Genomic DNA, 26,155 nt, shown 5'->3' on the forward strand with positions numbered 1-26,155 from the left:
CCCATGCACCGGCCGCCGACGGATCTGCCCCGCTGGGTGTATGTCCCCGCGGCAGTGGGCACCGTCTTCGTGGTGCTGCCGCTGCTGGCCATCGCGGTCAAGGTCGACTGGCCGCATTTCGGGTCGCTGATCAGCAGCTCGTCGTCGCGGACGGCGTTGTTGCTGAGCCTGAAAACCGCCGCCGCCAGCACGATGCTGTGTCTGGTACTGGGGGTGCCGATGGCGCTGGTGCTGGCGCGCAGCGCCGCGCGCGTGATCCGGTTGCTGCGGCCCCTGATCCTGCTGCCGCTGGTGCTGCCGCCCGTGGTGGGCGGAATCGCGTTGCTGTACGCGTTCGGCCGGCTGGGACTGCTCGGCCGGTACCTGGAAGCCGCCGGTGTCAGCATCGCGTTCAGCACCACCGCCGTGGTGCTGGCACAGACCTTCGTCTCGCTGCCCTTTCTGGTGATTTCCCTGGAGGGCGCTGCGCGCACTGCCGGTGCCGACTTCGAACTGGTGGCCGCGACGCTGGGTGCGCGTCCGAGCGTCGTGTGGTGGCGCGTCACCCTGCCGCTGTTGCTGCCGGGTGTGGCGTCGGGGGCAGTGCTGGCCTTCGCCCGCTCGCTGGGTGAGTTCGGCGCGACGCTGACGTTCGCCGGATCCCGGCAGGGGGTGACCCGCACGCTGCCGCTGGAGATCTATTTGCAACGGGTGACCGACGCCAATGCCGCTGTGGCGCTGTCGATCCTGTTGGTGGTGGTAGCGGCCCTGGTGGTGTTGGGCCTGGGCACTCGACGGCTGACCGTTGCCGGGCAAGCATGAGCGAACTGCAGCTGCGCGCGGCCGTCGCGGACCGGCATGTGGACGTGGAGTTCTCCGTGTCCGCGGGTGAGGTGCTCGCGGTGCTCGGCCCCAACGGAGCGGGCAAATCGACCGTCCTGCATGTCATCGCGGGGCTGCTTCGTCCGGACGACGGGGTGGTGCGGCTGGGGGACCGGGTCTTGACCGACACCGCGGCCGGGATCAACGTGGCGACGCACGACCGCCGGGTCGGACTGCTGCTGCAGGACGCATTGCTGTTCCCGCACCTGAGCGTTGCCGCCAATGTCGCCTTCGGACCGCACAGCCGGCGCGCGAGGTGGCGTCCGGCTCGGGCCGCGCAGGCGGCGACCGCGCTGCGCTGGCTGAGCGAGGTGGACGCCGAACGCTTCGCCGACCGGAAACCGCGACAGCTGTCCGGCGGGCAGGCCCAGCGAGTCGCGATCGCCCGGGCGCTGGCGGCCGAACCCGACGTGTTGCTGCTCGACGAACCGCTGGCCGGGCTCGACGTCGCCGCAGCCGCGGCGATCCGGGCTGTGTTGCGCAAGGTCATCACCCGCACCGGCTGCGCGGCGATCCTGGTCACCCACGACCTGCTGGACGTGTTCACCCTGGCCGATCGCGTCCTGGTGATGGAAGCCGGCAAGATCGCCGAAATCGGTCCGGTGTCTGAGGTTCTCACCGCACCCCGCAGTCATTTCGCGGCCCGCATCGCGGGCATCAACCTGGTGAACGGAACCGTCGACCGTGACGGCTCGCTGCGCGCGGAGTCCGGCGACCGCTGGCATGCGGCGCCACCGGAGAGCGGCGAACCGTTCTCGCCGGACCGGCATGCGATCGCGGTGTTCTCGCCAACGGCGGTGGCCGTCTACCGCGATCGCCCGCACGGCAGCCCCCGCAACACGATTGAGGTCACCGTCGCCGAGATGGATGTCCGCGGGCCGGCGGTGTTGGTGCGCGGCGCACAGCAGCCCGACGGCGCCCCGGGCCTCGCCGCGGAGATCACCGTCGACGCCGCATCCGAGCTGCACTTGGTGCCCGGGGACCGAGTGTGGTTCTCGGTCAAGGCCCACGAGGTGGCGCTGCACCCCGCGGCGCGCTGAGCCGCTGAGTGCGTGGCGTCGTGGCCCCCCAAAAGATTGCACATTGGCAACATCGGTAAATCCGCACCGCATTGGTCCGCAATGCATCCTTGCGTCACAGCGGTAACACGGTAGGTTCGTCGCCATGGAGCAGGTGGATCCGACCTCGACCCGTCGCAAAGGACTGTGGACGACGCTGGCGATCACCACGGTGACCGGTGCCAGCGCAGTCGCCATCGCGTTACCGGCGACTTCCAGCGCCGATCCCGAAGTGCCGACCCCGGTCCCGCCGACCACGGCCACGGCCCCGCCGGGGGCGCCGGCGACCAACGCGCCGCCGGCCGCCCAGGCACCGAATGGGCAACCGGTACCGGGTGATCCCAACGCGGTCCCGCCGCCGGCCAACCCCAACGGGGCTCCGCCGCCGCCCGTCGACCCGAATGCGCCGCCGCCACCGCCGGCTGACCCGAACGCCGGGCGGATCACCAACGCGGTCGGGGGATTCAGCTACGTTCTGCCTGGCGGCTGGGTGGAGTCGGACGCGTCGCACCTCGACTACGGTTCGGCGCTGCTCAGCAAGGTCACCGGCCCACCGCCGATGCCCGACCAGCCGCCAGCGGTCGCCAACGACACCCGCATCGTGATGGGTCGCCTGGACCAAAAGCTCTACGCCAGTGCGGAAGCCAACAATGCCAAGGCCGCGGTGCGGCTGGGCTCGGACATGGGCGAGTTCTTCATGCCCTATCCCGGCACCCGGATCAACCAGGACGCCACCCCACTCACCGGGAGCAACGGAAGCACCGGCAGCGCGTCGTACTACGAAGTCAAGTTCAGCGATGCGTCCAAGCCCAACGGCCAGATCTGGACCGGCGTCATCGGTTCCGCCAACGGCGGGACCGCCCAACGCTGGTTCGTGGTGTGGCTCGGAACCTCGAACGACCCGGTGGACCGCGGCGCGGCCAAGGCGCTCACCGAGTCGATCCAGGCGTGGACACCGCCCGCGGCCCCAGGAGCCCCCGCGGCACCGGGCGCGCCGGGAACAGCGACGGCGCCCGGCGCGCCGGCACCGGCGCCCGCTGCTCCGGCGGCGCCGGGTGCGCCCGCTGCTCCGGCGGCGCCGGGTGCGCCCGCGCCGGTTCCCGGCGGTGCGCCGGCTTCCTCCGAGGTCAGCCCGACGCCCACACCGACACCGCAGCAGACCTTCTCGGCCTGACGCGGCCGCTCGACCGGCCCGTCGCATCCGAAACCGACTGGTCAACCGTCTCCAATTCCGCGCTCATTTCGTGACCCAAACTGGGTATACCGAAATAACAGCCCAGCAAATAGCTGGGCTTTGCCAGCGATTGCGAGGAGACCTCAATGGACGTCACTGCTGCTACCGAATATCTGGCCCGATCGACGACGTTTACCAGCGTCGGCATCATCGGTTACATCATCATCGGCGGTTTGGCCGGTGCGCTCGCCAGCCGGATCATCCGCGGTAGCGGAGCCGGCATCCTGATGGACATCGTGATCGGTGTCGTCGGCGCACTGATCGGCGGCTTCATCCTGAGCTTCTTCGTCAACACCGCGGGAGGTGGCCTGATCTTCACCTTCTTCACCGCGCTGCTCGGAGCCCTCCTCCTGCTCTGGGTCGTCGGCATGGTGCGCAGGACGTAATCGGGTTAACCCGTTGCGGCCGTGGTGGTTAGCGGCATGATGGATTGATGCCTCCACCGGTGACCACCACGGCAATGCGCGCCTGGCGCGTGCGTCGGCCCGGGCCGATGAACACCGGCCCGCTGGAGCGGGTCACTGCCGAGGTGCCACACCCCGGGCCCTCCGAACTGCTGGTGGCGGTGCGCGCATGCGGCGTCTGCCGCACCGACCTACATGTCACCGAAGGCGACCTGCCCGTGCACCGCGATCGGGTCACTCCCGGTCATGAGGTGGTGGGCGAGGTCGTCAGGATGGGTGAGCAGGCCGGCAGCGAATTCCGGGTGGGGGACCGGGTGGGCATCGCCTGGCTGCGCCACACCTGCGGCGTGTGCGCGTACTGCCGTCGCGGCGACGAAAACCTGTGCCCCCATTCTCGCTACACCGGCTGGGACGCCGATGGCGGATACGCCGAATTCGCCACGGTGCCGGCCGCTTTCGCCCACCCGTTGCCCAGCGGCTACAGCGACAGCGAGCTGGCCCCCTTGTTGTGTGCGGGCATCATCGGCTACCGCTCTCTGCAGTGCGCCGGGCTGCCGCCCGGTGGTCGCCTGGGCCTCTACGGCTTCGGCGGCAGCGCGCACATCACCGCGCAGGTGGCGCTGGCGCAAGGCGCCGAGGTGCACGTGATGACCCGCGGATCCAGGGCGCAGGAACTGGCGTTGGAGCTCGGCGCGGCGTCGGCGCAGGGTGCGGCCGACCCGTCCCCGGTGCCGCTGGATGCCGCGATTTTGTTTGCCCCGGTGGGTGATCTTGTGCTGCCCGCGCTGGAAGCGCTGGACCGTGGGGGCACCCTGGCGATCGCCGGGATTCACCTGTCCGACATCCCAACCCTGAACTATCAGCGTCACCTGTTCCAGGAACGCCAGGTCCGATCGGTCACCTCCAATACCCGGGCGGACGCGCGGGCCTTCCTGGACTTCGCGAGTAAGCACCACATCGAGGTGACGACGCCGGAATATCCGCTCGGGCAGGCGGATCGGGCGCTGGCGGATCTGAGCGCGGGCCGCATCGCCGGTGCGGCCGTGCTGCTGGTCTGATCTGGCGTCAGGTGGACAGGTGCCAGACCAGCGCGGCGGCCAGCGCGCCGAGTCCGTTCAACGACCAGTGCAACGCGATGGGTGCGATCAGGCTGCCGCTGCGCCGGCGCAGCCAGCTGAAGACGAATCCGGCGGCCCCGGTCGCCAGCACGGCCCCGGTCACCCCGGCGATCATGCCCACGATTCCGCCACCCAACAGCCGGGTGAAGCCGACGTTGCTGCTGGTCAACCCGAGCGACGTGGCTACGTGCCATAGCCCGAACAACAGCGAACCGGCCAGCGCGACACCGCGAAAGCCCCAGGCCCGGTTGAGCGTGCCGTGCAGGACGCCCCGGAATGCCAGCTCCTCGGGGATGACGGTCTGCAGCGGGATGACGACCATCGAGGCGATCATCGCCCCGGAGATCGTGGCGTAGCGGTTGTTCATGAACAACGGCCGGGTCTCCGGCAGCACCACCCCCAGCGCGATCACCGACGCGACGACGGCCACGGCGGCCACCGCGTAGCCCATGCCGGGCTTCCAGTGCTCGCGGCCCAGGCCAAGGTCCGCCCAGCCCAGGCCCCGCCAGCGCATCAGGATGACCAGGCCGACGGCCGCTGCCGGGACGGTGGCGATGCTCGCCCACGGGGTGGTGAAGTGTGCGACCAGGTTCGTCAGCACCAGCACCACGACGACGACGGCGATGTCGAGATGGATCCGGAATCGGTGCAGCGCCGAGAGCTGGGACACCGCGGGGTGATTGTCGGCTGTCCCGGTGGCGTCAAGCATCCGATCAGTTTACCGGCGCCCGAGGCGCCGACCGGATTGCTCGCGTCACCCGGCGGTCAATTCCACGGTTCACTCAGCCGTCCAGTCCAATGGGTCGTCTCGCTCCCATCACTCACTACGTTCGTTCTGCTCGCTCGACTCCCAGGTCCAATGGGTCGTCTCGCTCCCATCACTCACTACGTTCGTTCTGCTCGCTCGACTCCCAGGTCCAGCCGGCGATCTTCGGGTCGTCCTCACCGTGCTCGCGGGTGTACATCCGCGCGGCGAGGCGGGCGTCGACCATCCGCTGCCGCAGCATGGCGGCGCGACTGGCCAGCCCGTCCACCCGGTCGATGACGTCCATGACCAGGTGGAAACGGTCGAGGTCGTTGAGCATCACCATGTCGAAGGGCGTCGTCGTGGTGCCGCGCTCCTTGAAACCGCGCACGTGCAGGTAGGCGTGGTTGGTGCGGCTGTAGGTGAGTCGGTGGATCAGCCAGGGATAGCCGTGGTAGGCGAAGATGACCGGCTTGTCGCGGGTGAACAGCGCGTCGAACTCGCGGTCCGGCAGGCCGTGTGGGTGCTCGGAATCCGGCTGCAGCCGCATCAGGTCGACGACGTTGACCACTCGCACACCCAGCTCCGGCAGCTCGCGGCGCAGGATGTCGGCCGCGGCCAGCGTCTCCAGCGTGGGGATGTCGCCGGCACAGGCCAGCACCACGTCGGGCTCGTCGGTGGCCGTGCTCGCCCACCCCCAGATGCCCAGGCCGCGGGTGCAGTGCGCGATCGCCTCGTCCATGTCGAGGTAGGCCAGCGCGGGTTGCTTGCCGGCGACGATGACGTTGATGTAGTCCCGGCTGCGCAGGCAGTGATCGGCCACCGAGAGCAGCGTGTTGCCGTCCGGCGGCAGGTAGACGCGGGTCAGCTCCGGTCGCTTGTTGGCGACGAGGTCGATGAAGCCGGGGTCCTGGTGAGACGCGCCGTTGTGGTCCTGGCGCCAGACGTGCGAGCTCAGCAGGTAGTTCAGCGACGCGATCGGCCGCCGCCACGGCAATTCCCGGCTGGTGGCAAGCCATTTCGCGTGCTGGTTCATCATCGAGTCGACAATGTGCACGAACGCCTCGTAGCAGTTGAACAGGCCGTGCCGCCCGGTCAGCAAGTAACCCTCCAGCCAGCCTTGGCACAGGTGCTCGGAGAGCACCTCCATCACGCGGCCGTCGGGCGCCAGATGCTCGTCATCGGGCTCGACCTCCGAAAGCCACACCTTGTCGGTCGACCCGAAGACGGCGTCGAGCCGATTGGAGGCCGTCTCATCTGGCCCCATCAGCCGGAACCGGTCGCGGTTGCGGGCGATCACGTCGCGCAAAAACGCGCCCAGTACCCGGGTGGCCTCGTGGGTGCCCGCCGCTGGCCGCTCGACGGCCACGGCGTAGTCGCGAAAGTCCGGCAGGTCCAGATCGTGCAGCAACAGCCCGCCGTTGGCGTGCGGGTTGGCGCTCATCCGGCGATCGCCCTTGGGTGCCAGCGCCCGCAATTCCTCGCGCAGCCTGCCGTTGTCGTCGAAAAGCTGCTCGGGCGCATAGCTGCGCAGCCAGTCCTCAAGCTGGGCGCGGTGCTCGGGATTGTCGTGCGTCTCGGACAGCGGCACCTGATGCGAGCGCCAGGTGCCCTCGACCTTCTTGCCGTCCACCACCTTGGGGCCGGTCCAGCCCTTGGGCGTGCGCAGCACGATCATCGGCCACACCGGTCGGTTCGCCAGACCGCCGCCGCGGGCTTCGCTCTGGATGGCCGTGATGTCGTCGAAGGCGTCGTCGAGCGCGGCGGCCAGTTGCTGGTGCACGTCGGCCGGGTCGTCGCCGGCGACCGTGATGGGTCGGTAGCCGTAACCGCGCAACAACGACTCCAGCTCGTCGTGTGGGATGCGGGCCAGCACCGTCGGGTTGGCGATCTTATAGCCGTTGAGCGCCAGGATGGGCAGCACGGCGCCGTCGGTGACCGGGTTGAGGAACTTGTTGGAGTGCCAGCTGGCGGCCAGCGGCCCGGTTTCAGCCTCGCCGTCGCCGACGACGCAGGCCACCACCAGGTACGGGTTGTCCAGGGCAGCGCCGTAGGCGTGCACCAGCGCGTAGCCGAGCTCACCGCCCTCGTGGATGGACCCCGGGGTTTGCGCCGCGACGTGGCTGGGGATGCCGCCGGGGAAGGAGAACTGCCGGAACAGCTTGCGCAGCCCTTCGGCGTCCTCCTCGATGCCGGTGTACACCTCGCTGTAGGTGCCTTCCAGGTAGGCATTGGCGACCAGCCCGGGGCCGCCGTGACCCGGCCCGGTCACGTAGATGACATCGGCATCGCGGTTGCGGATGATCCGATTCAGGTGGGCATAGACGAGGTTGAGCCCGGGCGTGGTGCCCCAGTGCCCCAGCAAGCGCGGTTTGACGTGCTCGGTGGCCAGCGGCTCGGTGAGCAGCGGGTTGTCCAGGAGGTAGATCTGCCCGACCGACAAATAATTGGCGGCGCGCCAATACTTGTCGAGTAGAGCGAGTTCGTCGTCGGAGAGCGGAGATTCGGTGGGCGCGGAGGTTCGAGTTTCGAGGCTCACCCGCCCGATTGTCCGCGCCTTCGGCGAACAATGCTCGTGCGCGATTACTCTTCGCCGCGAGCGCGCGCCTCGTACGCCCGGCGCTTGGCGACATCGACGTCGTCGGTGAAGACGTGATCACCACCCAGCATCCGGTTCAGCCCCTCGGCGATTCGGCGCGGCCAGAACTTCTGGGACACCACCATGGCGCCCGCCGCCTTGGTGATCCGCACCCGCGGCTTGGGGTGGGCCACCAGTTTGACGATCGCGTCGGCGATCTCGGTGGGTTCGGCGTTGCGGAACCCCTTCATGCCGGGCGTCCCGGCGACCAGCTCGGTGTTGACGAACGTCGGCAACACCAGCGAGAACTTCACACCGGCGTCGTGGTACTCCAGCCGGGCCGAGTCGGTGAATCCGATCACCGCGTGCTTGCTGGCGCAGTAGGTGGCCAGCCCGACGATGTTGAGCTCACCGGCCAGCGAGGCGACGTTGATGACGTGCCCCCTGCCGCGCGGCGCCATCCGCTGCGCGGCCAGCTTGCTGCCGACGATCACGCCGTAGACGTTGATGTCGAGGATGCGCCGGGTGACCGCGTCCGGCTCGTCGACGATCTTGCCGACGGGCATGATGCCGGCATTGTTGATCAGCACGTCGATCGGGCCGAGCTGGCGCTCGACCTCGTCCAGGAAGTCGGAGAACGAGTGCGGATCGGTGACGTCGAGCCTCCCGTAGACGTCGACGCCCAGGTCGGCACCCGACTCCTTCACCCGCACCTCGTCGACGTCGCCGATGGCGACTTTGGCGCCCAGATTGTGCAGCCTGGTGGCGGTGGCCAGCCCGATACCCCGGGCGCCTCCGGTGATCACGATTACTTTTTGGCGGACCTTGCCTTGGAGCTTCAGGCCGATCGAAGCCGTGTCTGCCATTCCGGTCCCCTCCAGCTTCTTGACGGGTGTCAACTAGACGACGGGCTAAGCACAGCACTCGAAGTCGCCCCGCGCAAGAATCCCCGGTGACCGCGCTGGCCGGACGCGCGGCCCCGCGCACGATGACCGGCCGCCAGGGCCAGTATTCGCTCGAGTTGATGAATCGATTTCACCCAAGCTCGTGTAATGAATTGCCGCAATCGCGGATTGGGCGCCCCACCCCGCCCGACGGTTCAGCTCAGGGCGAACCAGACCAGGCTTGCGCCGCCGGCCAGGGCGCAGTAGATCGCGAACGGCGTCAACGTGCGGGTCTCGAAATACCGTGTCAGGAAACGCACGGCGAGATAGGCACACACGAATGAGGCGACGCTGCCGGCCAGCACCTGGCCGCCGATTCCGGCGCCGAGCGGCCCAAAGAGTTCCGGGATCTTGTACACGCCCGCGGCCAGGATGATCGGGGTCGCAAGCAAAAAGGAGAACCGGGCGGCGTCTTCGTGCGACAGGCCCCGCCACAGTCCGGCCACGATGGTGATTCCCGAGCGACTGATGCCGGGCAGCAGCGCGAGGATTTGCGCCGCACCGATCACCACGCCGCGAGGCAGGGGAAGTTGGGCGAGCCGGTGGTCGGAGGCCTCGTCGCCGTGTTCGGGCTCCGCGCCTGCCGTCTCGGCCCCATCCGGTGCGGGCGCGATGCGCCGGCGCAGCACCTCGCCCGCATACAGGGCGATGCCGTTGAGCAACAGGAAGGCCGCCGCGGGAACGGGCTTGCCGAGTGTGGTGCGGAACACCTGCTCCAGCAGGAGCCCGGCCAGGCCCACCGGGATGGTGCCCGCCACGATCAGCCAGGCGAGCCGTTCGTCGGGCGTCTGGATCCGCCGATGGCGCAGCGAGGTGAAGAACCCCGTCAGGATGCGCACCCAGTCGCGCCAGAAGAACACCAGCAAGGCGGCAGCGGTGGCCACATGCAGGCCCACGATGAACGCGAGGTAGGGCGATTTGGGGGCGGACACGCTGAGGTCCTGCGCCCATCGCCCACCGACCAGCGCCGGCACCAGCACCGCGTGCCCCAGGCTGGAGACCGGGAACAGCTCGGTGACGCCTTGGAACGCGCCGACCACCACGGCCTCCACATAGCTCAGGTGCGCGGTCATAGTGATGCCTCCATGAGACGACGGACAGGGCCGGGCGGATCGGCCTGTGACGATAGCCGACGCCGCGCCGGTGCGGGCCTTCGACCGAAGCTCGCGTCGGCGCCGACGGCGCATGCGCCGAATCATCTTGCCCACCCGGCACTTTGGCCGCCGCGGTGGCCGATCGGCCTCGGCAACGCCCCACGCGCAGCGGCCTGACCAGGCAGGTACGGTGTCCAGATGGCCGACGGATTGCTCGATGCCGTGCGCGTCCTCGACTTGTCGAGCGGCGTCGCGGACGCGGTCACCCGGCTGTTCGCCGACTTGGGCGCCGACGTTCTCAAGGTGGAGCCGCCGGGCGGCTGCCTGGGACGCGATGCGCTGCCCACGCTGCGCGGAGCCAGCATTCCGTTCGCGATGCACAACGCGAACAAGCGCAGCGCGGTGCTCGACCCGTTCGACGACGATGACTGCGCCCGCTTCCTGGACCTGGCCGCGGAGGCCGACATCGTCGTGGACACCGGCGCCGACGAACGCGGAGCCATGTTCGGGACCTCGGGCGAGGAGCTGGCGGCCCGCTATCCGCACCTGGTGGTGCTGTCGATCACCGACTTCGGTGCGACGGGTTCGCGGTCGTCGTGGCGTGCCACCGATCCCGTGTTGTATGCCATGTGTGGCGCGTTGTCGCGATCCGGCCCGGCCACCGGCACCCCCGTGCTGCCGCCGGATGGTATCGCGTCGGCGACCGCCGCGGTTCAGGCGGCGTGGGCCGCGCTCGCGGCGTACTACAACCGGTTACGCTGCGGCACAGGCGATTACATCGACTTCTCCTGGTTCGACGCCGTCGTCATGGCCCTCGATCCCGCCTTCGGCGCGCACGGGCAGGCCGCCGCCGGCGTGCGTCGCAGCGGGCGGTGGCGGGGCCGGCCGAAGAACCAGGACGCCTACCCGATCTACCCCTGCCAGGACGGATACGTCCGGCTGTGCGTGATGGCACCGCGGCAGTGGCGCGGCCTGCGGCGCTGGCTGGGGGAGCCGGAGGAATTCCAGGACCCGAAATACGACGCGATCGGTGCGCGGTTCGCGGCCTGGCCGCAGATCAGCGAGCTGATCCGGGAGCTGTTCGCCGGCCAGACCATGAAGGACCTGGTGGCCGCCGGCCAGGCGAACGGGGTGCCGATCGCCGCGGTGCTGACGCCCGCACGCATCCTGGGGTCCGAACACTTTCAGGCGGTGGGCGCCATCGCCGATGCCGAACTCGTTCCCGGCGTGCGCACCAGCGTGCCGACCGGATATTTCGTCGTCGACGGCCGGCGCGCGGGATTTCGCACGCCGGTGCCGGCCGCGGGCCACGACGAACCGTATTGGCGGGGCAATCCGTCGGTGGTGCCGTCGTCACCGGGCCGGCTCGGCGACTATCCGTTCGCCGGGCTGCGGATCCTCGATCTGGGCATCATCGTCGCCGGTGGTGAGCTGAGCCGGTTGTTCGGCGACCTGGGCGCCGATGTCATCAAGGTCGAAAGCGTCGATTACCCAGATGGATTGCGGCAGGCCCGGGTCGGCGACGCCATGAGCGAGTCGTTCGCCTGGACCCACCGCAACAACCGGGGATTAGGGCTGGATCTGCGCAGCCCCGAGGGCAAGAAGATCTTCGGGCGCCTGGTGGCCGAGGCCGACGCGGTGTTCGCCAACTTCAAGCCGGGAACCCTTACCGCACTGGGCTTTTCCTACGATCAGCTGCGCGCCATCAACCCGCGCATCGTGCTGGCCGAAAGCAGCGCGTTCGGCGACACGGGGCCGTGGAGTGCGCGGTTGGGCTACGGCCCGCTGGTCCGCGCCACCACCGGGGTGACCCGGCTCTGGACCTCCGACGGTGCGAAGGGCGAAGCCGGCACGGGCAGGCACGGGTTTTACGACGCGACGACGGTCTTCCCCGACCACGTGGTGGGGCGGGTCACGGCGATCGGGGCGCTGGCCGCGCTGATCCACCGCAACCGGACGGGCCGGGGAGCCCACGTGCACATCTCGCAGGCCGAAGTCGTGGTCAATCAGCTCGACACGCTGTACGTCACCCAGGCGGCGCTGGCCGCGGGTGTCGCACAGATCCGCGAGGACACCGGCCTGCATGCGGTCTACCCCTGCGCGGGCGACGACGAATGGTGCGTCATCTCGATCCGCTCCGACGACGAATGGCGCCGCGCCGCTTGGGTTTTCGACCATGCCGGGTGGGCCGACGATGCGCGCTTCGCCACCGGCGAGGCGCGGCTGGCCCATCGCGACGAGCTGGTGGAGCTGGTCTCCGGCTGGACCCGCACCCGCACGCCGCTGCGGGCGGCCGAGTTGTTGCAGTCGGCCGGGGTGCCCGCCGGGCCGATGAACCGCCCGCCGGACGTACTCGAGGATCCACAGTTGATCGCGCGAAACGTGTACAGCCCCATGACGCATCCGCTGATCGAAAGTCCGTTGCCGGCCGAAACGGGCCCGGCGCCGTACCGCCACATCCCGGCGGCCCGGCAGGCGCCGGCGCCGCTGCCCGGCCAGGACACCGTCGAGATCTGCCGAAGCGTGCTGGGAATGAACCCCGCGGACATCCAGCGGCTGATCGACGACGGCGTTTTGTCCGTCCCGGCCGACGACGCCTAAGGCGCTCGAAGCCGCATTCACACGCGTGCGCGCGACGCCCGGCGAGGCCCGGCACGGCGGCCAGATCCCTAGCCCCGCTAAATTCGTTCCCATGAGCGTCGACCCCAGGACCCCGGTGTTGATCGGCTACGGCCAGGTCAACCATCGCGACGAGATCGACCCGGAAACCCGCTCGGTCGAGCCCATGGACCTGATGGTGGCCGCGGCCCGGCAAGCCGCCGATGCCGCGGTGATCGGGGCCGTCGATTCGATCCGCATCGTGAACATCCTGTCGGCCCAGTACCGCGACCCGGGACTGTTGCTCGGCCAGCGGATCGGCGCCTCCGACTTCAGCACGCTGTACAGCCCCGTCGGCGGCAACGTGCCGCAGTCGCTGGTCAACCAGGCCTGCCTGCATATCCAGCGCGGCCACGCCAAGGTGGTGCTGCTGGCCGGCGCCGAAACCTGGCGCACCAGGCGGGGACTGCGGGCCAAGGGCGCCAAGCTGGTGTGGACCGAGCAGGACCAGTCGGTCCCGATGGCCGAGATCAGCGGCGACGACGTCGCCATGGCCGGCGACGCCGAGATCAGGATCTCCCTCGACCGGCCGGCCTACGTCTACCCGATGTTCGAGGAGGCCCTTCGGATCGCGAACGGCGAGTCGATCGACGATCACCTCAAGCGCATCGGGGCGCTGTGGGCACGGTTCAACGCCGTGGCGGTGGACAACCCGTACGCCTGGATCCGCAAACCTTCGAGCGCCGACGACATCAGCCAGGTGGGCCCGCAGAACCGGATGATCAGTTGGCCCTACACCAAGCTGATGAACTCCAACAACATGGTGGACCAGGGCGCGGCGCTGGTCCTGACGTCGGTCGGGGAGGCGACCCGGCTGAAGATCCCGGCCGAGCGCTGGGTGTACCCGCACGCGGGCACCGACGCCCACGACACCGCGTCCATCGCCGAGCGTCACGAACTGCACCGGTCAACCGCGATCCGGATCGCCGGTGCGCGGGCGCTGGAGCTGGCCGGCCTGGGCATCGACGACATCGATTACGTCGACCTGTACTCCTGCTTTCCCTCCGCGGTTCAGGTGGCGGCGGCCGAGCTCGGGTTGAGCTCCGACGATCCCGCCCGACCGCTGACGGTCACCGGGGGGCTGACCTTCGCGGGCGGACCGTGGAGCAACTACGTGATGCATTCGATTGCCACCATGGCGGAGTTGCTGGTGGCCAACCCGGGCCGCCGCGGCCTGATCACCGCCAACGGCGGCTACCTGACCAAACACAGCTTCGGGGTCTACAGCACCGAGCCGCCGGCCGAATTCCGTTGGGAAGACACGCAACCGGCCGTCGATCGGGAGCCGACGACCGACGCGGTGGTCCGGTGGGAAGGCGTCGGCACCATCGAGGCCTGGACGACGCCGTTCGACCGCGACGGCCAGCCCGAGAAGGCCTTTCTGGCCGTGCGTACGCCCGACGGGTCGCGTGCGCTGGCCGTGGTCACCGATCGCGCCGCTGCGCAGGCATCGGTGCGTGAAGATATCGGTGGCGCCAAGGTTGCCGTCGCCGCGGACGGCAGTGCAACGCTGCGGTAGCGCCCGCCTACGGCATCACGGCAGGTCACCGAACCGTTACCGGACTAACGGTCGCGTAGCCAGTGCCTACTTGCCTATTGTTGAATGCTGAGGGTTGGGGGAGGTGAGCCCAGGTGCACATCCTGGTTACCGACGCCACCGGCGCACTCGGGCGACTGGTCGCCGGGCAGCTGATCGCTGCCGGGCACACGGTCACCGGCATTGCTGAGCTTCCCCACCCGTGCCTGGACCGCAACGTCGAGTTTGTTTGCGCGTCGCTGCGCGACCGGGTCCTGCGGGAGCTGGCCGACGAAGCCGACGCGGTGATCCACCTGGCCCCCATCGACCCGTCCGTTCCCGGCAGCGCGGACATGGACGGCCTGGCGAGGGTGACCGATGCGGCCGCACGCGCGGGCTCCCGGCTGCTGTTCGTGTCGCAGGCCGCCGGCCGTCCCGAGCTGTACCGACCGGCCGAGGACCTGGTGTCCTCGAGCTGGGGCCCCACCGTGGTCGTCCGGATCGCACCACCGGTCGGTCGCCAGCTCGACTGGATGGTGTGCCGTACCGTGGCCACCCTGGTGCGCGCCAAGGTCTCGGCCCAGCCCATGCGGGTGCTGCATCTCGACGACCTGATGCGCTTCCTGGTGCTGGCGCTCAACACTGACCGCAGCGGTGTGGTGGATCTGGCCAGCCCGGACACCGTCAATCTGGTCACCGCCTGGCGGATGCTGCGAGCCGCCGATCCGCGGTCCCGGCTGCATCGGGTGCGCAGCTGGTCGCAGCTGATCCCGGACATGAATATCTCTGCGGCACAAGAGGATTGGTCATTCGAGTTCGGCTGGCACGCGCTCGACGCGGTCGCAGACACCGCGCGCGGACTCGTCGGCCGCCGCCTCGATACCGCCGGCGCGATCAACCACGGCGGGCGGCTCGCGCTCCCGGTCGAGGTGCTGGCACACGCCCGGCGGCCGGCCGACGACGCGCACAGCGCGGCACCGGAAGGCATCGAAGGCGAATTCGACGACCAGATCGATCCGCGGTTCCCGATCTTCAGCGGTTCCGCCCTCAACCAGGCGCTGCCAGGACCACTCACGCCGATCACCCTCGACGTTCAGCTGAGCGGGCTACGTGCCGCGAGCCGGGTGCTCGGTCAGGCGCTCGCTCTCGGCGACGCTGTCGATGAGGAGTGGGCAAGCAGGGCCATCGCGGTGTTCGGTCACCGCCCCTACGTCGGGGTATCGGTCAACCTGGTCGCCGCCTCGCAGTTGCCCGGTTGGGACCAGGAGGCCGTCGCCCGCGACGCTCTGGTCGGCCGGCCCCACGTAGGGGATCCGCTGCCGTTCGGTGAGCCGGCATTGGCGGGCGGAGCGCTCGGCTCGGTCGCCAAGGCGGTGGCCGCGGGACGGTCGGTGGCCCTGCTGCGCCATCTGCGGGCCGACACCCGCGCGTACGCAGTCGCGGCGGCCGCGGAGCACCTCGATGCCGGCCAACTGGCGCTGCTGCCGGAGGCGGCACTGGAAGTTCGGCTTCGGCTGTTGCGCGATCGCATCCATCAGGGCTGGATCCTCAACGCGCTGTGGTTGATCGACGCCGGGGTCAGCGCCGCGACGCCGGTGCGCAGCCAGGCACATCGCAGCGTGCCCGGGGTGGGCATGATCACCGACAGCGGCCTCGTCGCCGCTGAGATCGCCGGCTTGGCGGCTGCGCTGCGGGCCGACCCGCCGTTGTGTGCGCTGGCCGCCGACGGCAACCTCGCGAGCGTTCGCGCGTTGTCGCCGAAGACAGCGGCCGTCGTGGATGCCGCCGTGGACCGCATCGGGCACCGCGGCCCGGGGGAGGCCGAGCTGGCCAGCACGACATTCGCCGACGACCCGACGATGTTGCTGATCGCCGCCGCACTGCCCGCACCCTCGCCGACGGCGGACGAACAACGCGCTGAACATCGCGCCACCGGCTCCCGCGGCTCCCGGGAGCTGGCCCACGACACCACGATGCGGTTCACGCACGAACTCCGAATGACGCTGCGCGCCTTGGGTTCTCTGCGAGTTGAGGCCGATCTCATCGACGACGTCGACGACATGTACTACCTGACCTGCAACGAATTGGTCACCCTGCCCGGCGATGCGCGGCTGCGGATCAAGCGCCGCCGCACCGAACGGGAACGGTTGCAGGTGCAATGCCCACCCGACGTCATCGACGGCACCTGGGCCCCGGCGCGGCGCTGAGGGCTCCGGCCCCGAGCGCACCGCCGGCTGACGCTCAGCTGGGCAGGTCGGCCAGCGACGACTGCGGATCGCACAATTTGTCGACGTCGACCGGGGCCTGGGCCCGGATCAAGGCTTTGACGTCGTCGAGCACATCCCAGACATTGACGTTCATCCCGGCCAGCACCCGGTCGTCGCCGTCGAGCCAGAACGCGACGAATTCACGGCCGGTGACGTCGCCGCGGAACACCACCCGCTCGAAGTCGGGCGCGTGCCCGGCGTATTCCATGCCGAGGTCGTATTGGTCGGTGAAGAAATACGGCAGCTCCGCGTATTCGCCAGGCGTGCCCAGCATTCCGGCGACCGCGACCGCGGGCTGCTTGAGCGCGTTGGCCCAGTGTTCGGTGCGGATCCGGGTGCCGAAGAGCGGGTGTTGGGCGGCGGCGATGTCGCCGACGGCAAAGATGTCGGGGTCGCTGCTGCGCAACGAGGCATCGACGAGCACCCCGCCGTCGCCCATGGACAGCCCGGCCTGTTCGGCGAGTTCGGTGTTCGGCTTGGCGCCGACGGCCACCAGCACGGCGTCGGCCGCGATCGTCGCCCCGTCGCGGGTCCGCAAACCGGTCGCCGCCCCGTTCGCCCGGGTGATCTCCTCGACCTGAGTCTCCAGCCGCAGATCCACGCCGTGCTCGCGATGCAGATTGGCGAACACTTCACCGACGGTTTCGCCGAGTGCGGCCAGCAGCGGTTGGCTGGCCGCCTCGACCACGGTGACGTCGACGCCGCGCTGACGGGCGCCGGCGGCCACCTCCAGCCCGATCCATCCGGCGCCCACGACGGCCAGCGACGCGCCTTCGGTCAGAACGGAATTCAACGCCACCGCGTCTTCATAGGTACGCAGGTAGTGGACGCCGCCTGCGTCCGCGCCCGGTATCGGCGGACGCCGCGATGCCGAGCCGGTCGCCAGCAGCAGCTTGTCGTAACGCACGGTGGTGCCGTCGGCGAGACCCACGGTGTGGCCCGCGGCGTCCAGGTCCGACACCCGGGTGCTGAGCCGCAAGTCGACGTTGTTGTCCCGGTACCAGTCCGAGTTGCGCACGGTGAAATCGGTCAACGACTTCTTGCCGGCCAGATACTCCTTCGACAGTGGGGGTCGCTCGTAGGGCAGATGCTCCTCTTCGGCGAACACAATGATGTAGCCATCGAAGTTATTGTCGCGCAATGCTTCTACGGCTTTGGCCGCCGCGAGCCCGCCCCCGACGATCACGAAGCTGGTCGAACCGGCCATGACTTGCGCTCCCTTCTTTCGAAGGATTCCAGCCTACTCGCGAGCGCTCAACCCAAAAGGTCGCGCAAGGCCAGCGCGTTGCGGACCGCATGCCCGCCCAGGTCGTTGTTGAAATACATCCACACGTCCTTCCCGTCGCCGTCCCAGTGGGCGATGCGATCGGCCCAGCGCCGTAGGTCGTCGTCGGAATAGGAGCCGGCATAGTTGGCGTCCGGATCGGGGCCGTGCATCCGGATGTACACCAGGTCGGTCGTCGCCCGGGGAATGCATTCCAGCCCGAGGCCGCTCATCACCACGTAGGCGGCGCGGCGGCGTTCCAGTAACTCGAACACGGCTGGGTCATTCCAGGACGGGTGACGCAATTCGACGGCGACGCGGATCGATTCGGGCATGCGGGCCAGGAACGAATCCAGGCGCGCGTCGTCGCGCTGCATCTCGGGGTGCAACTGCACGAGCAACACGCCGTGCCGATCACCCAGCAGGTTCCAGCAACGCTCGAACCGCTCTATCCACGGCTCCGGTGAGGCCAGTCGGCGGTAGTGCGTCAAGCCGCGATGCGCCTTGACCGACATGGTGAAGCCCGCCGGAAGCTGCTGGCGCCAGCCGGTGAAGGTCGAATCCTGAGGCCACCGGTAGAAACTCGCGTTCAGCTCGACGGTGTCGAACACCTCGACGTAGCGGGCGAGCCGGTGTCCCGACGGCGTTCCGGTCGGGTACAGCACATTCACCCAGTGGTTGTAGGACCACCCGGAGGTACCGATGCGTATGGTCACGGGCCGCTCAGCCGGTCACCCGCTGACGCACATCGTCGTCCAGCGACACCCTGACCAGCGCGGCGGCCAGCCGCGCATTTTCCTGCGGTGCAAGCGATCCCAATTTCTTCGGATCGGCGGGAAAGCCCAGTTGCTTGGCGGTGCCGATGGTGCGGTCGTCGAAGTACGGCCGCACCCACGTCCACACGTCCTGAACTTCGCGCAGGAAGATGTCGGCACCCGTGTCACCAATTCCCTTGAATTGCTTGAGCAACCGTTTGGTTGCGGCCGGATCATGCTGGCTGCGCTCCGCCAGTCGGCGCAGATCACCGGAGTAGTCGTCGCGAACGCGCTCGGCCATATCGGCGAGCCGGGTCGCCGAACTCTCGTCGTAACGAACGTAGTGCGCGCGTCCGAACGCCTTGATCATGGTCTGCCGGTCCGCCTCCTGAACGGCTTTGGGTGTGCGCAGGCCGGCTTTGAACAGTTCGCGCGCGGCGGCCATGGCGATGCCCGCATCGATCGGCTTGCTGGCCAGCATGCACAGCACCAGGAGCTGAAACAGCGGCATCGGCTTGTCGCTCATCGTGATACGCGCCTGCGCGGCATATGTGGTGCCGGCAACGTCGAGCAGTCGTCGCACCTGCTTGTCCATAGGCACCCGCGTACCCGCGCCCTGCGGAAACAAACGGGACCGCTATTTGGGCGGCAGGCTGCGCGCGTAACCGACTCCGCGGGTGACCCAACTGTCAAGTTGGCGTTTGGTTTGCACGCCGGCGGCCTCAATGCGCAACCAGCCGCGGGCTTCCCGGCCGGCCATCACCATCGGGCTGACGTGCGCACGCTCCACGAGCTTGTCGGTGTCCTCACGCGGCACCCGCACCAGCAGCCCGCCCTGCCCGCTGACGGCCACCGACATGTTGCCGTTGATCAGAAACGCCAGACCGCCGAACATGCGCTTTTCCTCGACGCCCGATTCGGTGCCGAGCAGTTCGCGAATCCGGTTGGCCAGGTCTTCGTCGTAGGCCATGTGGCGACCCTAATCCCGCGGTCCGACACGTGTGGTCGCGTCAGTCCAGATCGACGCGGAATGTCAGCAGGTCGCTGCCCATCAGCCGCACCACCGCGCTGTTCAGTCGCGGCAGGTTGCCCAGCCGCTGCACGGCGTCGTCGTCGGGCAGCAGGTGCGCGGTGCCGTAGCGCCAGCCGCCGCCAACCCGCACACGGACAGCGGGATTGGCTTTGATGTTGCGGACGTAGTCCGAGTGCTCGCCGTGCTCGGAGACCATCCAGAACTGGTTGTCCACCACGCGCCCGCCCACCGCGGTGCGCCGGGGCTGTCCGCTCTTGCGGCCGGTGGTTTCCAGCATGGTCATGGGCAATTGACGACCCACCGGGTTGACCACCAGCCGCTGAACGCGATGGACGACTTGCCGTTTCAGTTTCGCGAAGTCACTCATACCCCGCGATTCTGCCGCAACGTGCCGCAACGAGAACAGCCGCCGCATAGGCGGCGGCTGTCTCGTTGTGCGGTGTTAGTCACGTAGGCGACAAATTGACCGCCGGGCAGGAAAACGCCCCACTGGTTTACGTCCGGGTTATATACGACCGGGTAGTCGCCCGGTTGGCCCGGGGGAGGCCAAAACCTCTCGGCCTTCCCCGGGGTTGTCCCGTCAGCACCGGCTGAACAGGGGTTCAACCGCGTCAGGCGGCCACCGTGGCGGCGTGCGCGGCCGGTTCCAGCGCCTGCACCACGATCTCGGCGACGTCGGTCATGGGCCGCACGTCCAGCGCATCGAGCACCTCACCCGGCACGTCATCCAGATCCGGCTCGTTGCGCGCCGGGATGAAAACCGTTGACAGTCCGGCACGTTGGGCCGCCAGCAGTTTCTGCTTGACGCCACCGATGGGCAGCACCCGGCCGTTCAGCGTGACCTCACCGGTCATCCCGACGTCGGAGCGGACCTGGCGTCCGGTCGCCATCGACACCAGCGCGGTGACCATGGTGACACCCGCCGACGGTCCGTCCTTGGGCACCGCACCCGCGGGCACGTGCACGTGGATGCGCCGGTCCAACGCCTTCGGGTCCACACCCAGCTCAGCAGCGTGGGAGCGCACGTAGGACAGCGCGATCTGCGCCGATTCCTTCATCACGTCGCCCAGCTGGCCGGTCAACTGAAGCCCCGGCTCGCCGTCGGTGGAGCCCGCCTCGATGTAGAGCACGTCACCACCCAGGCCCGTCACGGCCAGGCCGGTAGCCACGCCCGGCACCGCCGTGCGTTCGGCCGATTCCGGCATGAACCGCGGACGACCCAGGTAGTCAACGAGATCCGGCTCGTCGATGGACAGCGGTGCCGGGTCGGCGGCCAGCTTGGTGGTCGCCTTGCGCAGCGCCTTGGCCAGCAGCCGCTCGAACTGCCGAACCCCCGGCTCTCGGGTGTAGTCGGCGGCGATCTTGCGCAGCGCGGCGTCGGTCACCGCCACCTCGTCCTCGGTCAACGCCGCCCGCTCCCGCTGCCGGGGCAGCAGGTAATCGCGCGCGATGGCGACCTTGTCGTCCTCGGTGTAGCCGTCGATCTGCACCAACTCCATGCGGTCCAGCAGCGCCGACGGGATGTTCTCGATCACGTTGGCGGTGGCCAGGAACACCACGTCGGACAGGTCCAGGTCCAGATCCAGGTAGTGGTCGCGGAAGGTGTGGTTCTGCGCGGGGTCCAGCACCTCGAGCAGCGCCGCGCTCGGGTCGCCACGGTAGTCGGAGCCGACCTTGTCGATCTCGTCCAGCAGCACAACGGGATTCATCGATCCCGCCTCACCGATCGCCCGCACGATGCGGCCCGGCAGCGCGCCCACGTAGGTGCGCCGGTGCCCACGGATCTCGGCCTCGTCGCGCACGCCGCCCAGGGCGACGCGGACGAACTTGCGACCCAGCGCGCGCGCCACGCTCTCGCCCAGCGACGTCTTGCCGACGCCGGGGGGCCCGGCCAACACCATCACCGCGCCGGAGCCGCGGCCGCCCACGACCTGAAGTCCGCGCTGCGCGCGGCGCGCCCGCACGGCCAGGTATTCGACGATGCGGTCCTTGACGTCGTCCAGCCCGTGGTGGTCGGCGTCCAGGATCTCGCGCGCGGCCTTCAGATCTGTCGAGTCCTCGCTCTTGACGTTCCAGGGCAGGTCAAGCACGGTGTCCAGCCAGGTGCGGATCCAGCCGCTTTCCGGGCTCTGGTCGCTGGAGCGTTCCAGCTTGCCGACCTCGCGCAGCGCGGCCTCGCGCACCTTCTCGGGCAGCTCTGCCGCCTCCACGCGGGCCCGGTTGTCATCGGAGCCGTCGGGTTCACCCTCGCCCAGTTCCTTGCGGATCGCGGCCAGCTGTTGACGCAGCAGGAACTCCTTCTGCGTCTTCTCCATGCCCTCGCGGACGTCCTCGGCGATCTTGTCGCTGACCTCGACTTCGGCGAGGTGCTCGCTGGTCCAGTCGATCAGCACGCGCAGCCGCTCGGCGACCTCGACGGTCTCCAGCAGCTGCCGCTTCTGGGCGTTGGTCAGGTAGGAGGCGTACCCGGAGGTGTCCGCCAGCGCCGACGGATCGGTCAGCCTGTTGACGTAGTCGATGATCTCCCAGGCCTCGCGGCGTTGCAGCATGGCCAGCAGCAGCTTCTTGTACTCCGCCGTCAGCGCCTTGATTTCGTCGGTCGTCTCGGCCTCGGAGACCTCGGTCACCTCGACCCACAGCGCCGCGCCGGGTCCGGGCGCGCCCGCCCCGATCTGGGCCCTGCGTTCGCCGCGCACCACCGCGGCGGTGCCGCCGCCGGCGATGCGCCCGACCTGCAGGATCTTCGCGATCACGCCGTGCGAGGGATAGCGGTCCTCGAGCCGGGGGGCGATCAGCAGCTGCCCCGATTCGCTCGCCTGAGCGGCGTCGATCGCCGCGCGGGCGGCGTCGTCCAGCGCGATCGGCACCACCATTCCGGGCAGCACGATGGTGTCGGTGACAAACAGCACCGGCACCGACTTGGCTTCAGCCATCAAATCCTCCAAAAGTTGAGTCTGATGCGCTTAACCCAGCCGGGCGGCGGTTTGTTCCCGACGAATCCGGCCGTCGCGGCTGTGCGACCGGCCTCACACCGGCCGCGGAAGGGGACCCAGCCGCTTCAGCTGTGTGACGTGCTGGGGCGTCAGCTCTTCCAAACAGGTCACGCCCAGCAGCGCCATGGTGCGCAGAATCCCGCTCGCCAGGATGTCGATCGCGCGGCTCACCCCGGCCTCGCCGCCGGCCATCAGGCCGTACAGGTAGGCCCGCCCGACCAGCGTGCAGCGGGCCCCCAGCGCGATCGCGGCGACGATGTCGGCGCCCGACATGATGCCGGTGTCGACCAGGATCTCGGTGTGCTTCCCGAGCTCGCGCGCGACCGTGGGCAGCAGGTGAAAGGGGACCGGGGCCCGGTCCAGTTGGCGCCCACCATGATTGGACAGCACGATGCCGTCGACGCCGCGGTCGACGACGGCGCGCGCATCCTCAAGTGTCTGAATCCCTTTGACGACGAGCTTGCCGGGCCACTGCGCCTTGATCCACTCCAGGTCGTCGAAGGTGAGGCTGGGATCGAACATCGTGCTGAGGTATTCGGCGACCGTGCCCGGCCAGCGATCCAGCGAGGCGAACGCCAGCGGCTCGGTGGTCAGCAGATCGAACCACCATTTCGGGTGCGGCACGGCGTCGAGCACAGTGCGCAGAGTCAGCGTCGGCGGGATCGTCATGCCGTTGCGGTTATCCCGCAGCCGGACACCGGAGACGGGAACGTCGACGGTGGCCAGCAGTGTGTCGAATCCCGCGGCGGCGGCGCGCTGCGCCAGCGCCATCGAGCGCTCGCGATCGCGCCACATGTAGAGCTGGAACCACTTTCGGCCCTGCGGGACGGCGGTAACCAGATCTTCGATCGCGCAGGTGCCCAGTGTGGACAGGGAAAACGGGATCCCCGCCCGGGCCGCCGCTTGCGCGCCGGCGATCTCGCCCTCGGTGTGCATCAAGCGGGTGAAACCGGTGGGCGCGATCGCGAACGGCAACGCGACCGGCTGGCCCAGCACGCTCCAGCCGGCGCTCACTTGGGAGACGTCGCGCAGGATTCTCGGATGAAACTCGATGTCGCGGAACGCTTGTCGCGCACGTTGGATGGACAGCTCGTCCTCGGCGGCGCCGTCGGTGTAGTCGAACGCCGCCTTAGGGGTGCGGCGTTTGGCGATGGCCCGCAGATCCTCGATGGTGTAGGCACCTTCGAGGCGGCGCCTGGTCGCATTCAACCGGGGCCGCTTGAATTGCAGCAGCGGCGCCAGGTCGCGGACTTTGGGCACTCGTCGTTGGACTGCCATGTGTGCAACCGTAGTCATATGGAATCGGCCGGCGACCCCTTCGATCTCAAACGTTTTGTGGACGCCCAGGAGCCGGTGTATGGCGACGTCGTCGACGAGCTGAGGGCCGGCCGAAAACGCAGTCACTGGATGTGGTTCGTCTTCCCGCAACTGCGCGGGCTCGGCGGCAGCGCCATGGCGGCCCGGTTCGGCATCGCCTCACTCGACGAAGCCGGCGCATACCTGCGCCATGACCTGTTGGGGCCACGGTTGCGCGAGTGTGCCCGGCTGGTCACCGCGGTGCAGGGGCGCTCGATCGGCCAGATCTTCGGCTCGCCGGACGATCTCAAACTGCGCTCGTCGATGACGCTGTTCGCCCACGCCACCGAGGACAACCAGGACTTCATCGCGGTGCTCGACAAGTATTACGGCGGCCAACAGGACCGGCTGACGCTGCAACGGCTGACGGCGCCATAGACGGCGCCCTAAACCGGGCGCTAGGCCGGGCTCAGGATCCGCCAGCCCCGGGCCTCGACGACGACGGTGTCGACTACCTCCTGCGGTGGTGCCGCCGATCCGCCGATTACTTTCGCACGGGCCGTGCCCAGCTTCGGCAGCGAGACGCGCAGCGGCTCGTCGTCGATGTTGAGCACCACCAGCAGCGCGTCGTCGCCGCTGCGGGTCTCGTACCCGTAGTGCCGGTTTTCCAGCAGCCGCGCGGTGGTGGACGCCGCGTGCAGCCAGGGGTAGCGGCGACGCAGCCCGACCAGGTACTGGTGCAACCGCCAGGTCTGGACACCGAAGTCATCCAGTTGCAGTGGGGGAGAGCCGAACTCGGGTCGTACCGCGTCGTCTCCGCCGTACCGTTCTTCCTTCACGCCCCGAAACCCGAGCTCGTCGCCGGCGTACACGCTGGGCACCCCGCCGATGGTCAGCAGCAGCACCAACGCGTGCGCGACATGTTCGGGGGTGTCCAGCCGGCTGGCGATGCGGGTGACGTCGTGATTGCCGATGAACGTCAGCGGCGGGAAGGCGGCCAGAAAGTCGTTGTGGCGCTGCAGCGCCCAATCGAGTTCGAAGAAGTTGCCGTCGTTGAGGCTGCTCCAGATGGCCTTCCACAGCTCGTATTGCGTGGCCGAGTCGAAGGTGGCGGCCTGCACGACGGCGGCGTAGTCGCCGTGGATGAGTTCGCCGACGAACCAGGCATCCGGGTAGCGCTCGCGCACCCGCGGCAGGGTCGAGGCCCAGAAGTGTTGCGGCACGGCGTAAGCCGCGTCGAGTCGCCAGCCGTCGGCTCCGCGCCCCAGCCAGTGCGCCATCACGTCGACGGCGTAGTCGGCGACCTCGGGGTTGTCGTGGTTGAGGGTGATCAGCCCGGAGTGGCCTTCGAAGGTGTGGAAGCGGCCGGGGCGCCCGCGAAACCAGCGTGCGGCCGCGTCGTCGTCGGCCGCCGCGCGATAGCGTGCGAAATCCTCCCCGACGTGATTGAACACGCCGTCGAGCAGCACGCGCAGGCCGCGGCGATGCGCCTCGGCCACCAGGTGGTCGAAGTCGGCGTCATCGCCCAGCCGGGGATCGATGCGGTAGTGGTCGGTGGTGTCGTAACCGTGTGTGCGCGAAGCGAAGACGGGTCCCAGCGCGATGCCGGATGCGCCGAGCTCGATGGCATGGTCCAACCAGTCGACGAGCCGCCGCAACCGGTGTTCCTCCGGTTGCGGCGGCTCGCCTGACTGCTGTGCGGGGAATGCTCCGACGAACCCCAGCGGGTAGACCTGCCACCAGATCGCGTGCTGAACCCAGGCGGGTCCGGTCACGGTTCTGGTCACGGCGGCGCGATCAGCCGACGGTAGCCAGCGTCTGGGAGGCGATGATCGCTTGTGCCACGCCGGAAACGATCGCCGCGGCCTTCAACGCCTCCTGGATGGTTTCCCGGCTGACTCCGGCTTCGCGCAGCGTGTGCTCGTGAGCGGCCACGCAGTCCGGGCATCCGTTGATCGACGACACCGCGAAGGACCACAGCTCGAAGTTCGCCTTCTCCACGCCGGGGTTGGCGATGATGTTCATCCGCAACCCCGCGCGCAGGTCGTCGTACTTACCGTCCAGGAAGCCGCGGCCACGGTAGAACACGTTGTTCATGCCCATGATCGAGGCGGCGCCCAGCGCGGCGTTGTACGCCTCGGCGGACAGGATGTCGGCCGCCTCGGCCCCGATCTCGCTGAGCACCTGGGTGTTCCGCGTCGCGGCGGCGCTGGCCAGCAGGGTGCCCCACAGCTGCTCCTCGTTGAGCTCGGTCGTGCGGGTGATCGAGCCCAGGTTGAGCTTGAGGTCCTTGGCGTACTCCGGCAGCGCTTCTTTGAGGTTTTCTACGCTCATCTC

Annotated in this window: 22 protein-coding genes; 9 read left to right on the forward strand and 13 right to left on the reverse strand. The window is 68.9% G+C overall.

Annotated features, from left to right (window positions below; genetic code table 11):
- Positions 1 to 3 precede the first annotated feature (3 nt).
- The 5 genes from ACZYVJ_RS02095 (at position 4) to ACZYVJ_RS02115 (ending at position 4,615) form a co-directional block, all read left to right on the forward strand.
- Positions 4 to 801 (forward strand): ABC transporter permease, encoded by a 798-nt coding sequence (locus ACZYVJ_RS02095; RefSeq protein ID WP_463829491.1) that lies wholly within the window; start codon positions 4 to 6, stop codon positions 799 to 801.
- Positions 798 to 1,901, forward strand: a complete 1,104-nt coding sequence (locus ACZYVJ_RS02100) for a sulfate/molybdate ABC transporter ATP-binding protein (RefSeq protein ID WP_463829492.1) — start codon at positions 798 to 800, stop codon at positions 1,899 to 1,901. Before ACZYVJ_RS02095 ends, ACZYVJ_RS02100 begins: the two co-directional genes overlap by 4 nt.
- 124 nt (positions 1,902 to 2,025) lie before the next feature.
- The gene (locus ACZYVJ_RS02105; protein ID WP_463829493.1) at positions 2,026 to 3,093 is read left to right on the forward strand and encodes an alanine and proline-rich secreted protein Apa; all 1,068 of its coding nucleotides are present in this window, start codon (positions 2,026 to 2,028) and stop codon (positions 3,091 to 3,093) included.
- Positions 3,094 to 3,239: 146 nt separating this feature from the next.
- Positions 3,240 to 3,539 carry a GlsB/YeaQ/YmgE family stress response membrane protein gene (locus ACZYVJ_RS02110; RefSeq protein WP_406815589.1) on the forward strand — a complete coding sequence of 100 codons (300 nt, stop codon included), beginning with the start codon at positions 3,240 to 3,242 and terminating at the stop codon, positions 3,537 to 3,539.
- A 47-nt stretch (positions 3,540 to 3,586) separates the two neighbouring features.
- A complete protein-coding gene (locus tag ACZYVJ_RS02115; RefSeq protein ID WP_463829494.1) occupies positions 3,587 to 4,615 on the forward strand; it encodes a zinc-binding alcohol dehydrogenase family protein in 1,029 nt (342 codons plus the stop codon).
- 7 nt (positions 4,616 to 4,622) lie between these two features.
- Here the strand turns inward: ACZYVJ_RS02115 and ACZYVJ_RS02120 are convergent, their stop codons facing one another.
- The 4 genes from ACZYVJ_RS02120 to ACZYVJ_RS02135 form a co-directional block, all read right to left on the reverse strand.
- Complete coding sequence (locus tag ACZYVJ_RS02120; protein ID WP_463829495.1) at positions 4,623 to 5,384, reverse strand: lysostaphin resistance A-like protein; 762 nt, start codon at positions 5,382 to 5,384, stop codon at positions 4,623 to 4,625.
- Between the two features lie 169 nt (positions 5,385 to 5,553).
- A complete protein-coding gene (locus ACZYVJ_RS02125) occupies positions 5,554 to 7,959 on the reverse strand; it encodes a phosphoketolase family protein (protein ID WP_463829496.1) in 2,406 nt (801 codons plus the stop codon).
- A gap of 44 nt (positions 7,960 to 8,003) precedes the next feature.
- Positions 8,004 to 8,864, reverse strand: a complete 861-nt coding sequence (locus tag ACZYVJ_RS02130; RefSeq protein ID WP_463829497.1) for an SDR family oxidoreductase — start codon at positions 8,862 to 8,864, stop codon at positions 8,004 to 8,006.
- Positions 8,865 to 9,097: 233 nt separating this feature from the next.
- Positions 9,098 to 10,015 (reverse strand): undecaprenyl-diphosphate phosphatase, encoded by a 918-nt coding sequence (locus tag ACZYVJ_RS02135; protein WP_463829498.1) that lies wholly within the window; start codon positions 10,013 to 10,015, stop codon positions 9,098 to 9,100.
- Positions 10,016 to 10,234: 219 nt separating this feature from the next.
- On the opposite strand from ACZYVJ_RS02135, the gene ACZYVJ_RS02140 reads away from it, so the two are divergent.
- The 3 genes from ACZYVJ_RS02140 to ACZYVJ_RS02150 all read left to right on the forward strand — a co-directional run bounded on the left by ACZYVJ_RS02140 (position 10,235) and on the right by ACZYVJ_RS02150 (position 16,417).
- Entirely contained in the window at positions 10,235 to 12,637 is a 2,403-nt protein-coding gene (locus tag ACZYVJ_RS02140; RefSeq protein ID WP_463829499.1) for a CaiB/BaiF CoA-transferase family protein, read from the forward strand.
- Between the two features lie 91 nt (positions 12,638 to 12,728).
- On the forward strand, positions 12,729 to 14,213 hold the full coding sequence (locus ACZYVJ_RS02145) for an acetyl-CoA acetyltransferase (RefSeq protein WP_463829500.1): 1,485 nt from the start codon (positions 12,729 to 12,731) through the stop codon (positions 14,211 to 14,213).
- A gap of 113 nt (positions 14,214 to 14,326) precedes the next feature.
- Positions 14,327 to 16,417 carry an NAD-dependent epimerase/dehydratase family protein gene (locus ACZYVJ_RS02150; protein WP_463829502.1) on the forward strand — a complete coding sequence of 697 codons (2,091 nt, stop codon included), beginning with the start codon at positions 14,327 to 14,329 and terminating at the stop codon, positions 16,415 to 16,417.
- A gap of 34 nt (positions 16,418 to 16,451) precedes the next feature.
- Here the strand turns inward: ACZYVJ_RS02150 and ACZYVJ_RS02155 are convergent, their stop codons facing one another.
- The 7 genes from ACZYVJ_RS02155 to ACZYVJ_RS02185 all read right to left on the reverse strand — a co-directional run bounded on the left by ACZYVJ_RS02155 (position 16,452) and on the right by ACZYVJ_RS02185 (position 23,800).
- A complete protein-coding gene (locus ACZYVJ_RS02155; RefSeq protein WP_463829503.1) occupies positions 16,452 to 17,684 on the reverse strand; it encodes an NAD(P)/FAD-dependent oxidoreductase in 1,233 nt (410 codons plus the stop codon).
- Between the two features lie 47 nt (positions 17,685 to 17,731).
- Positions 17,732 to 18,457 carry a DUF72 domain-containing protein gene (locus tag ACZYVJ_RS02160; protein WP_463829504.1) on the reverse strand — a complete coding sequence of 242 codons (726 nt, stop codon included), beginning with the start codon at positions 18,455 to 18,457 and terminating at the stop codon, positions 17,732 to 17,734.
- A 7-nt stretch (positions 18,458 to 18,464) separates the two neighbouring features.
- The gene (locus ACZYVJ_RS02165; protein WP_463829505.1) at positions 18,465 to 19,091 is read right to left on the reverse strand and encodes an HhH-GDP family DNA glycosylase; all 627 of its coding nucleotides are present in this window, start codon (positions 19,089 to 19,091) and stop codon (positions 18,465 to 18,467) included.
- A gap of 42 nt (positions 19,092 to 19,133) precedes the next feature.
- Positions 19,134 to 19,466 carry a TfoX/Sxy family protein gene (locus ACZYVJ_RS02170; protein ID WP_463829507.1) on the reverse strand — a complete coding sequence of 111 codons (333 nt, stop codon included), beginning with the start codon at positions 19,464 to 19,466 and terminating at the stop codon, positions 19,134 to 19,136.
- A gap of 40 nt (positions 19,467 to 19,506) precedes the next feature.
- Positions 19,507 to 19,896, reverse strand: coding sequence for a nitroreductase family deazaflavin-dependent oxidoreductase (locus tag ACZYVJ_RS02175; RefSeq protein WP_463829508.1), 390 nt, complete (start codon positions 19,894 to 19,896; stop codon positions 19,507 to 19,509).
- Positions 19,897 to 20,140: 244 nt separating this feature from the next.
- Positions 20,141 to 22,462: an endopeptidase La gene (lon, locus tag ACZYVJ_RS02180; RefSeq protein ID WP_463829509.1), complete on the reverse strand. Its 2,322-nt coding sequence runs from the start codon at positions 22,460 to 22,462 to the stop codon at positions 20,141 to 20,143.
- A gap of 93 nt (positions 22,463 to 22,555) precedes the next feature.
- Entirely contained in the window at positions 22,556 to 23,800 is a 1,245-nt protein-coding gene (locus ACZYVJ_RS02185; RefSeq protein ID WP_463829510.1) for an alpha-hydroxy acid oxidase, read from the reverse strand.
- A gap of 18 nt (positions 23,801 to 23,818) precedes the next feature.
- Between ACZYVJ_RS02185 and ACZYVJ_RS02190 the strand changes: the two genes are divergently transcribed.
- Entirely contained in the window at positions 23,819 to 24,256 is a 438-nt protein-coding gene (locus tag ACZYVJ_RS02190) for a DUF1810 domain-containing protein (protein ID WP_463829511.1), read from the forward strand.
- A gap of 20 nt (positions 24,257 to 24,276) precedes the next feature.
- Here the strand turns inward: ACZYVJ_RS02190 and ACZYVJ_RS02195 are convergent, their stop codons facing one another.
- Positions 24,277 to 25,605 carry an alpha-amylase family protein gene (locus ACZYVJ_RS02195; protein WP_463829512.1) on the reverse strand — a complete coding sequence of 443 codons (1,329 nt, stop codon included), beginning with the start codon at positions 25,603 to 25,605 and terminating at the stop codon, positions 24,277 to 24,279.
- Between the two features lie 10 nt (positions 25,606 to 25,615).
- Positions 25,616 to 26,152, reverse strand: coding sequence for an alkyl hydroperoxide reductase (locus ACZYVJ_RS02200; protein WP_463829513.1), 537 nt, complete (start codon positions 26,150 to 26,152; stop codon positions 25,616 to 25,618).
- Positions 26,153 to 26,155: the final 3 nt, after the last annotated feature.

Source organism: Mycobacterium sp. IDUB_3 (assembly GCF_055419585.1).

Excerpts from the sequence above, each read along its gene's own strand:
- lon (WP_463829509.1), bottom strand. The coding sequence starts at position 22,462 with ATGGCTGAAGCCAAGTCGGTGCCGGTGCTGTTTGTCACCGACACCATC.
- ACZYVJ_RS02110 (WP_406815589.1), top strand. The coding sequence starts at position 3,240 with ATGGACGTCACTGCTGCTACCGAATATCTGGCCCGATCGACGACGTTT.
- ACZYVJ_RS02095 (WP_463829491.1), top strand. The coding sequence starts at position 4 with ATGCACCGGCCGCCGACGGATCTGCCCCGCTGGGTGTATGTCCCCGCG.
- ACZYVJ_RS02100 (WP_463829492.1), top strand. The coding sequence starts at position 798 with ATGAGCGAACTGCAGCTGCGCGCGGCCGTCGCGGACCGGCATGTGGAC.
- ACZYVJ_RS02105 (WP_463829493.1), top strand. The coding sequence starts at position 2,026 with ATGGAGCAGGTGGATCCGACCTCGACCCGTCGCAAAGGACTGTGGACG.
- ACZYVJ_RS02155 (WP_463829503.1), bottom strand. The coding sequence starts at position 17,684 with ATGGCCGGTTCGACCAGCTTCGTGATCGTCGGGGGCGGGCTCGCGGCG.
- ACZYVJ_RS02115 (WP_463829494.1), top strand. The coding sequence starts at position 3,587 with ATGCCTCCACCGGTGACCACCACGGCAATGCGCGCCTGGCGCGTGCGT.
- ACZYVJ_RS02175 (WP_463829508.1), bottom strand. The coding sequence starts at position 19,896 with ATGAGTGACTTCGCGAAACTGAAACGGCAAGTCGTCCATCGCGTTCAG.
- ACZYVJ_RS02130 (WP_463829497.1), bottom strand. The coding sequence starts at position 8,864 with ATGGCAGACACGGCTTCGATCGGCCTGAAGCTCCAAGGCAAGGTCCGC.
- ACZYVJ_RS02165 (WP_463829505.1), bottom strand. The coding sequence starts at position 19,091 with ATGGACAAGCAGGTGCGACGACTGCTCGACGTTGCCGGCACCACATAT.
- ACZYVJ_RS02185 (WP_463829510.1), bottom strand. The coding sequence starts at position 23,800 with ATGGCAGTCCAACGACGAGTGCCCAAAGTCCGCGACCTGGCGCCGCTG.
- ACZYVJ_RS02140 (WP_463829499.1), top strand. The coding sequence starts at position 10,235 with ATGGCCGACGGATTGCTCGATGCCGTGCGCGTCCTCGACTTGTCGAGC.
- ACZYVJ_RS02200 (WP_463829513.1), bottom strand. The coding sequence starts at position 26,152 with ATGAGCGTAGAAAACCTCAAAGAAGCGCTGCCGGAGTACGCCAAGGAC.
- ACZYVJ_RS02145 (WP_463829500.1), top strand. The coding sequence starts at position 12,729 with ATGAGCGTCGACCCCAGGACCCCGGTGTTGATCGGCTACGGCCAGGTC.
- ACZYVJ_RS02170 (WP_463829507.1), bottom strand. The coding sequence starts at position 19,466 with ATGGCCTACGACGAAGACCTGGCCAACCGGATTCGCGAACTGCTCGGC.
- ACZYVJ_RS02190 (WP_463829511.1), top strand. The coding sequence starts at position 23,819 with ATGGAATCGGCCGGCGACCCCTTCGATCTCAAACGTTTTGTGGACGCC.
- ACZYVJ_RS02120 (WP_463829495.1), bottom strand. The coding sequence starts at position 5,384 with ATGCTTGACGCCACCGGGACAGCCGACAATCACCCCGCGGTGTCCCAG.
- ACZYVJ_RS02135 (WP_463829498.1), bottom strand. The coding sequence starts at position 10,015 with ATGACCGCGCACCTGAGCTATGTGGAGGCCGTGGTGGTCGGCGCGTTC.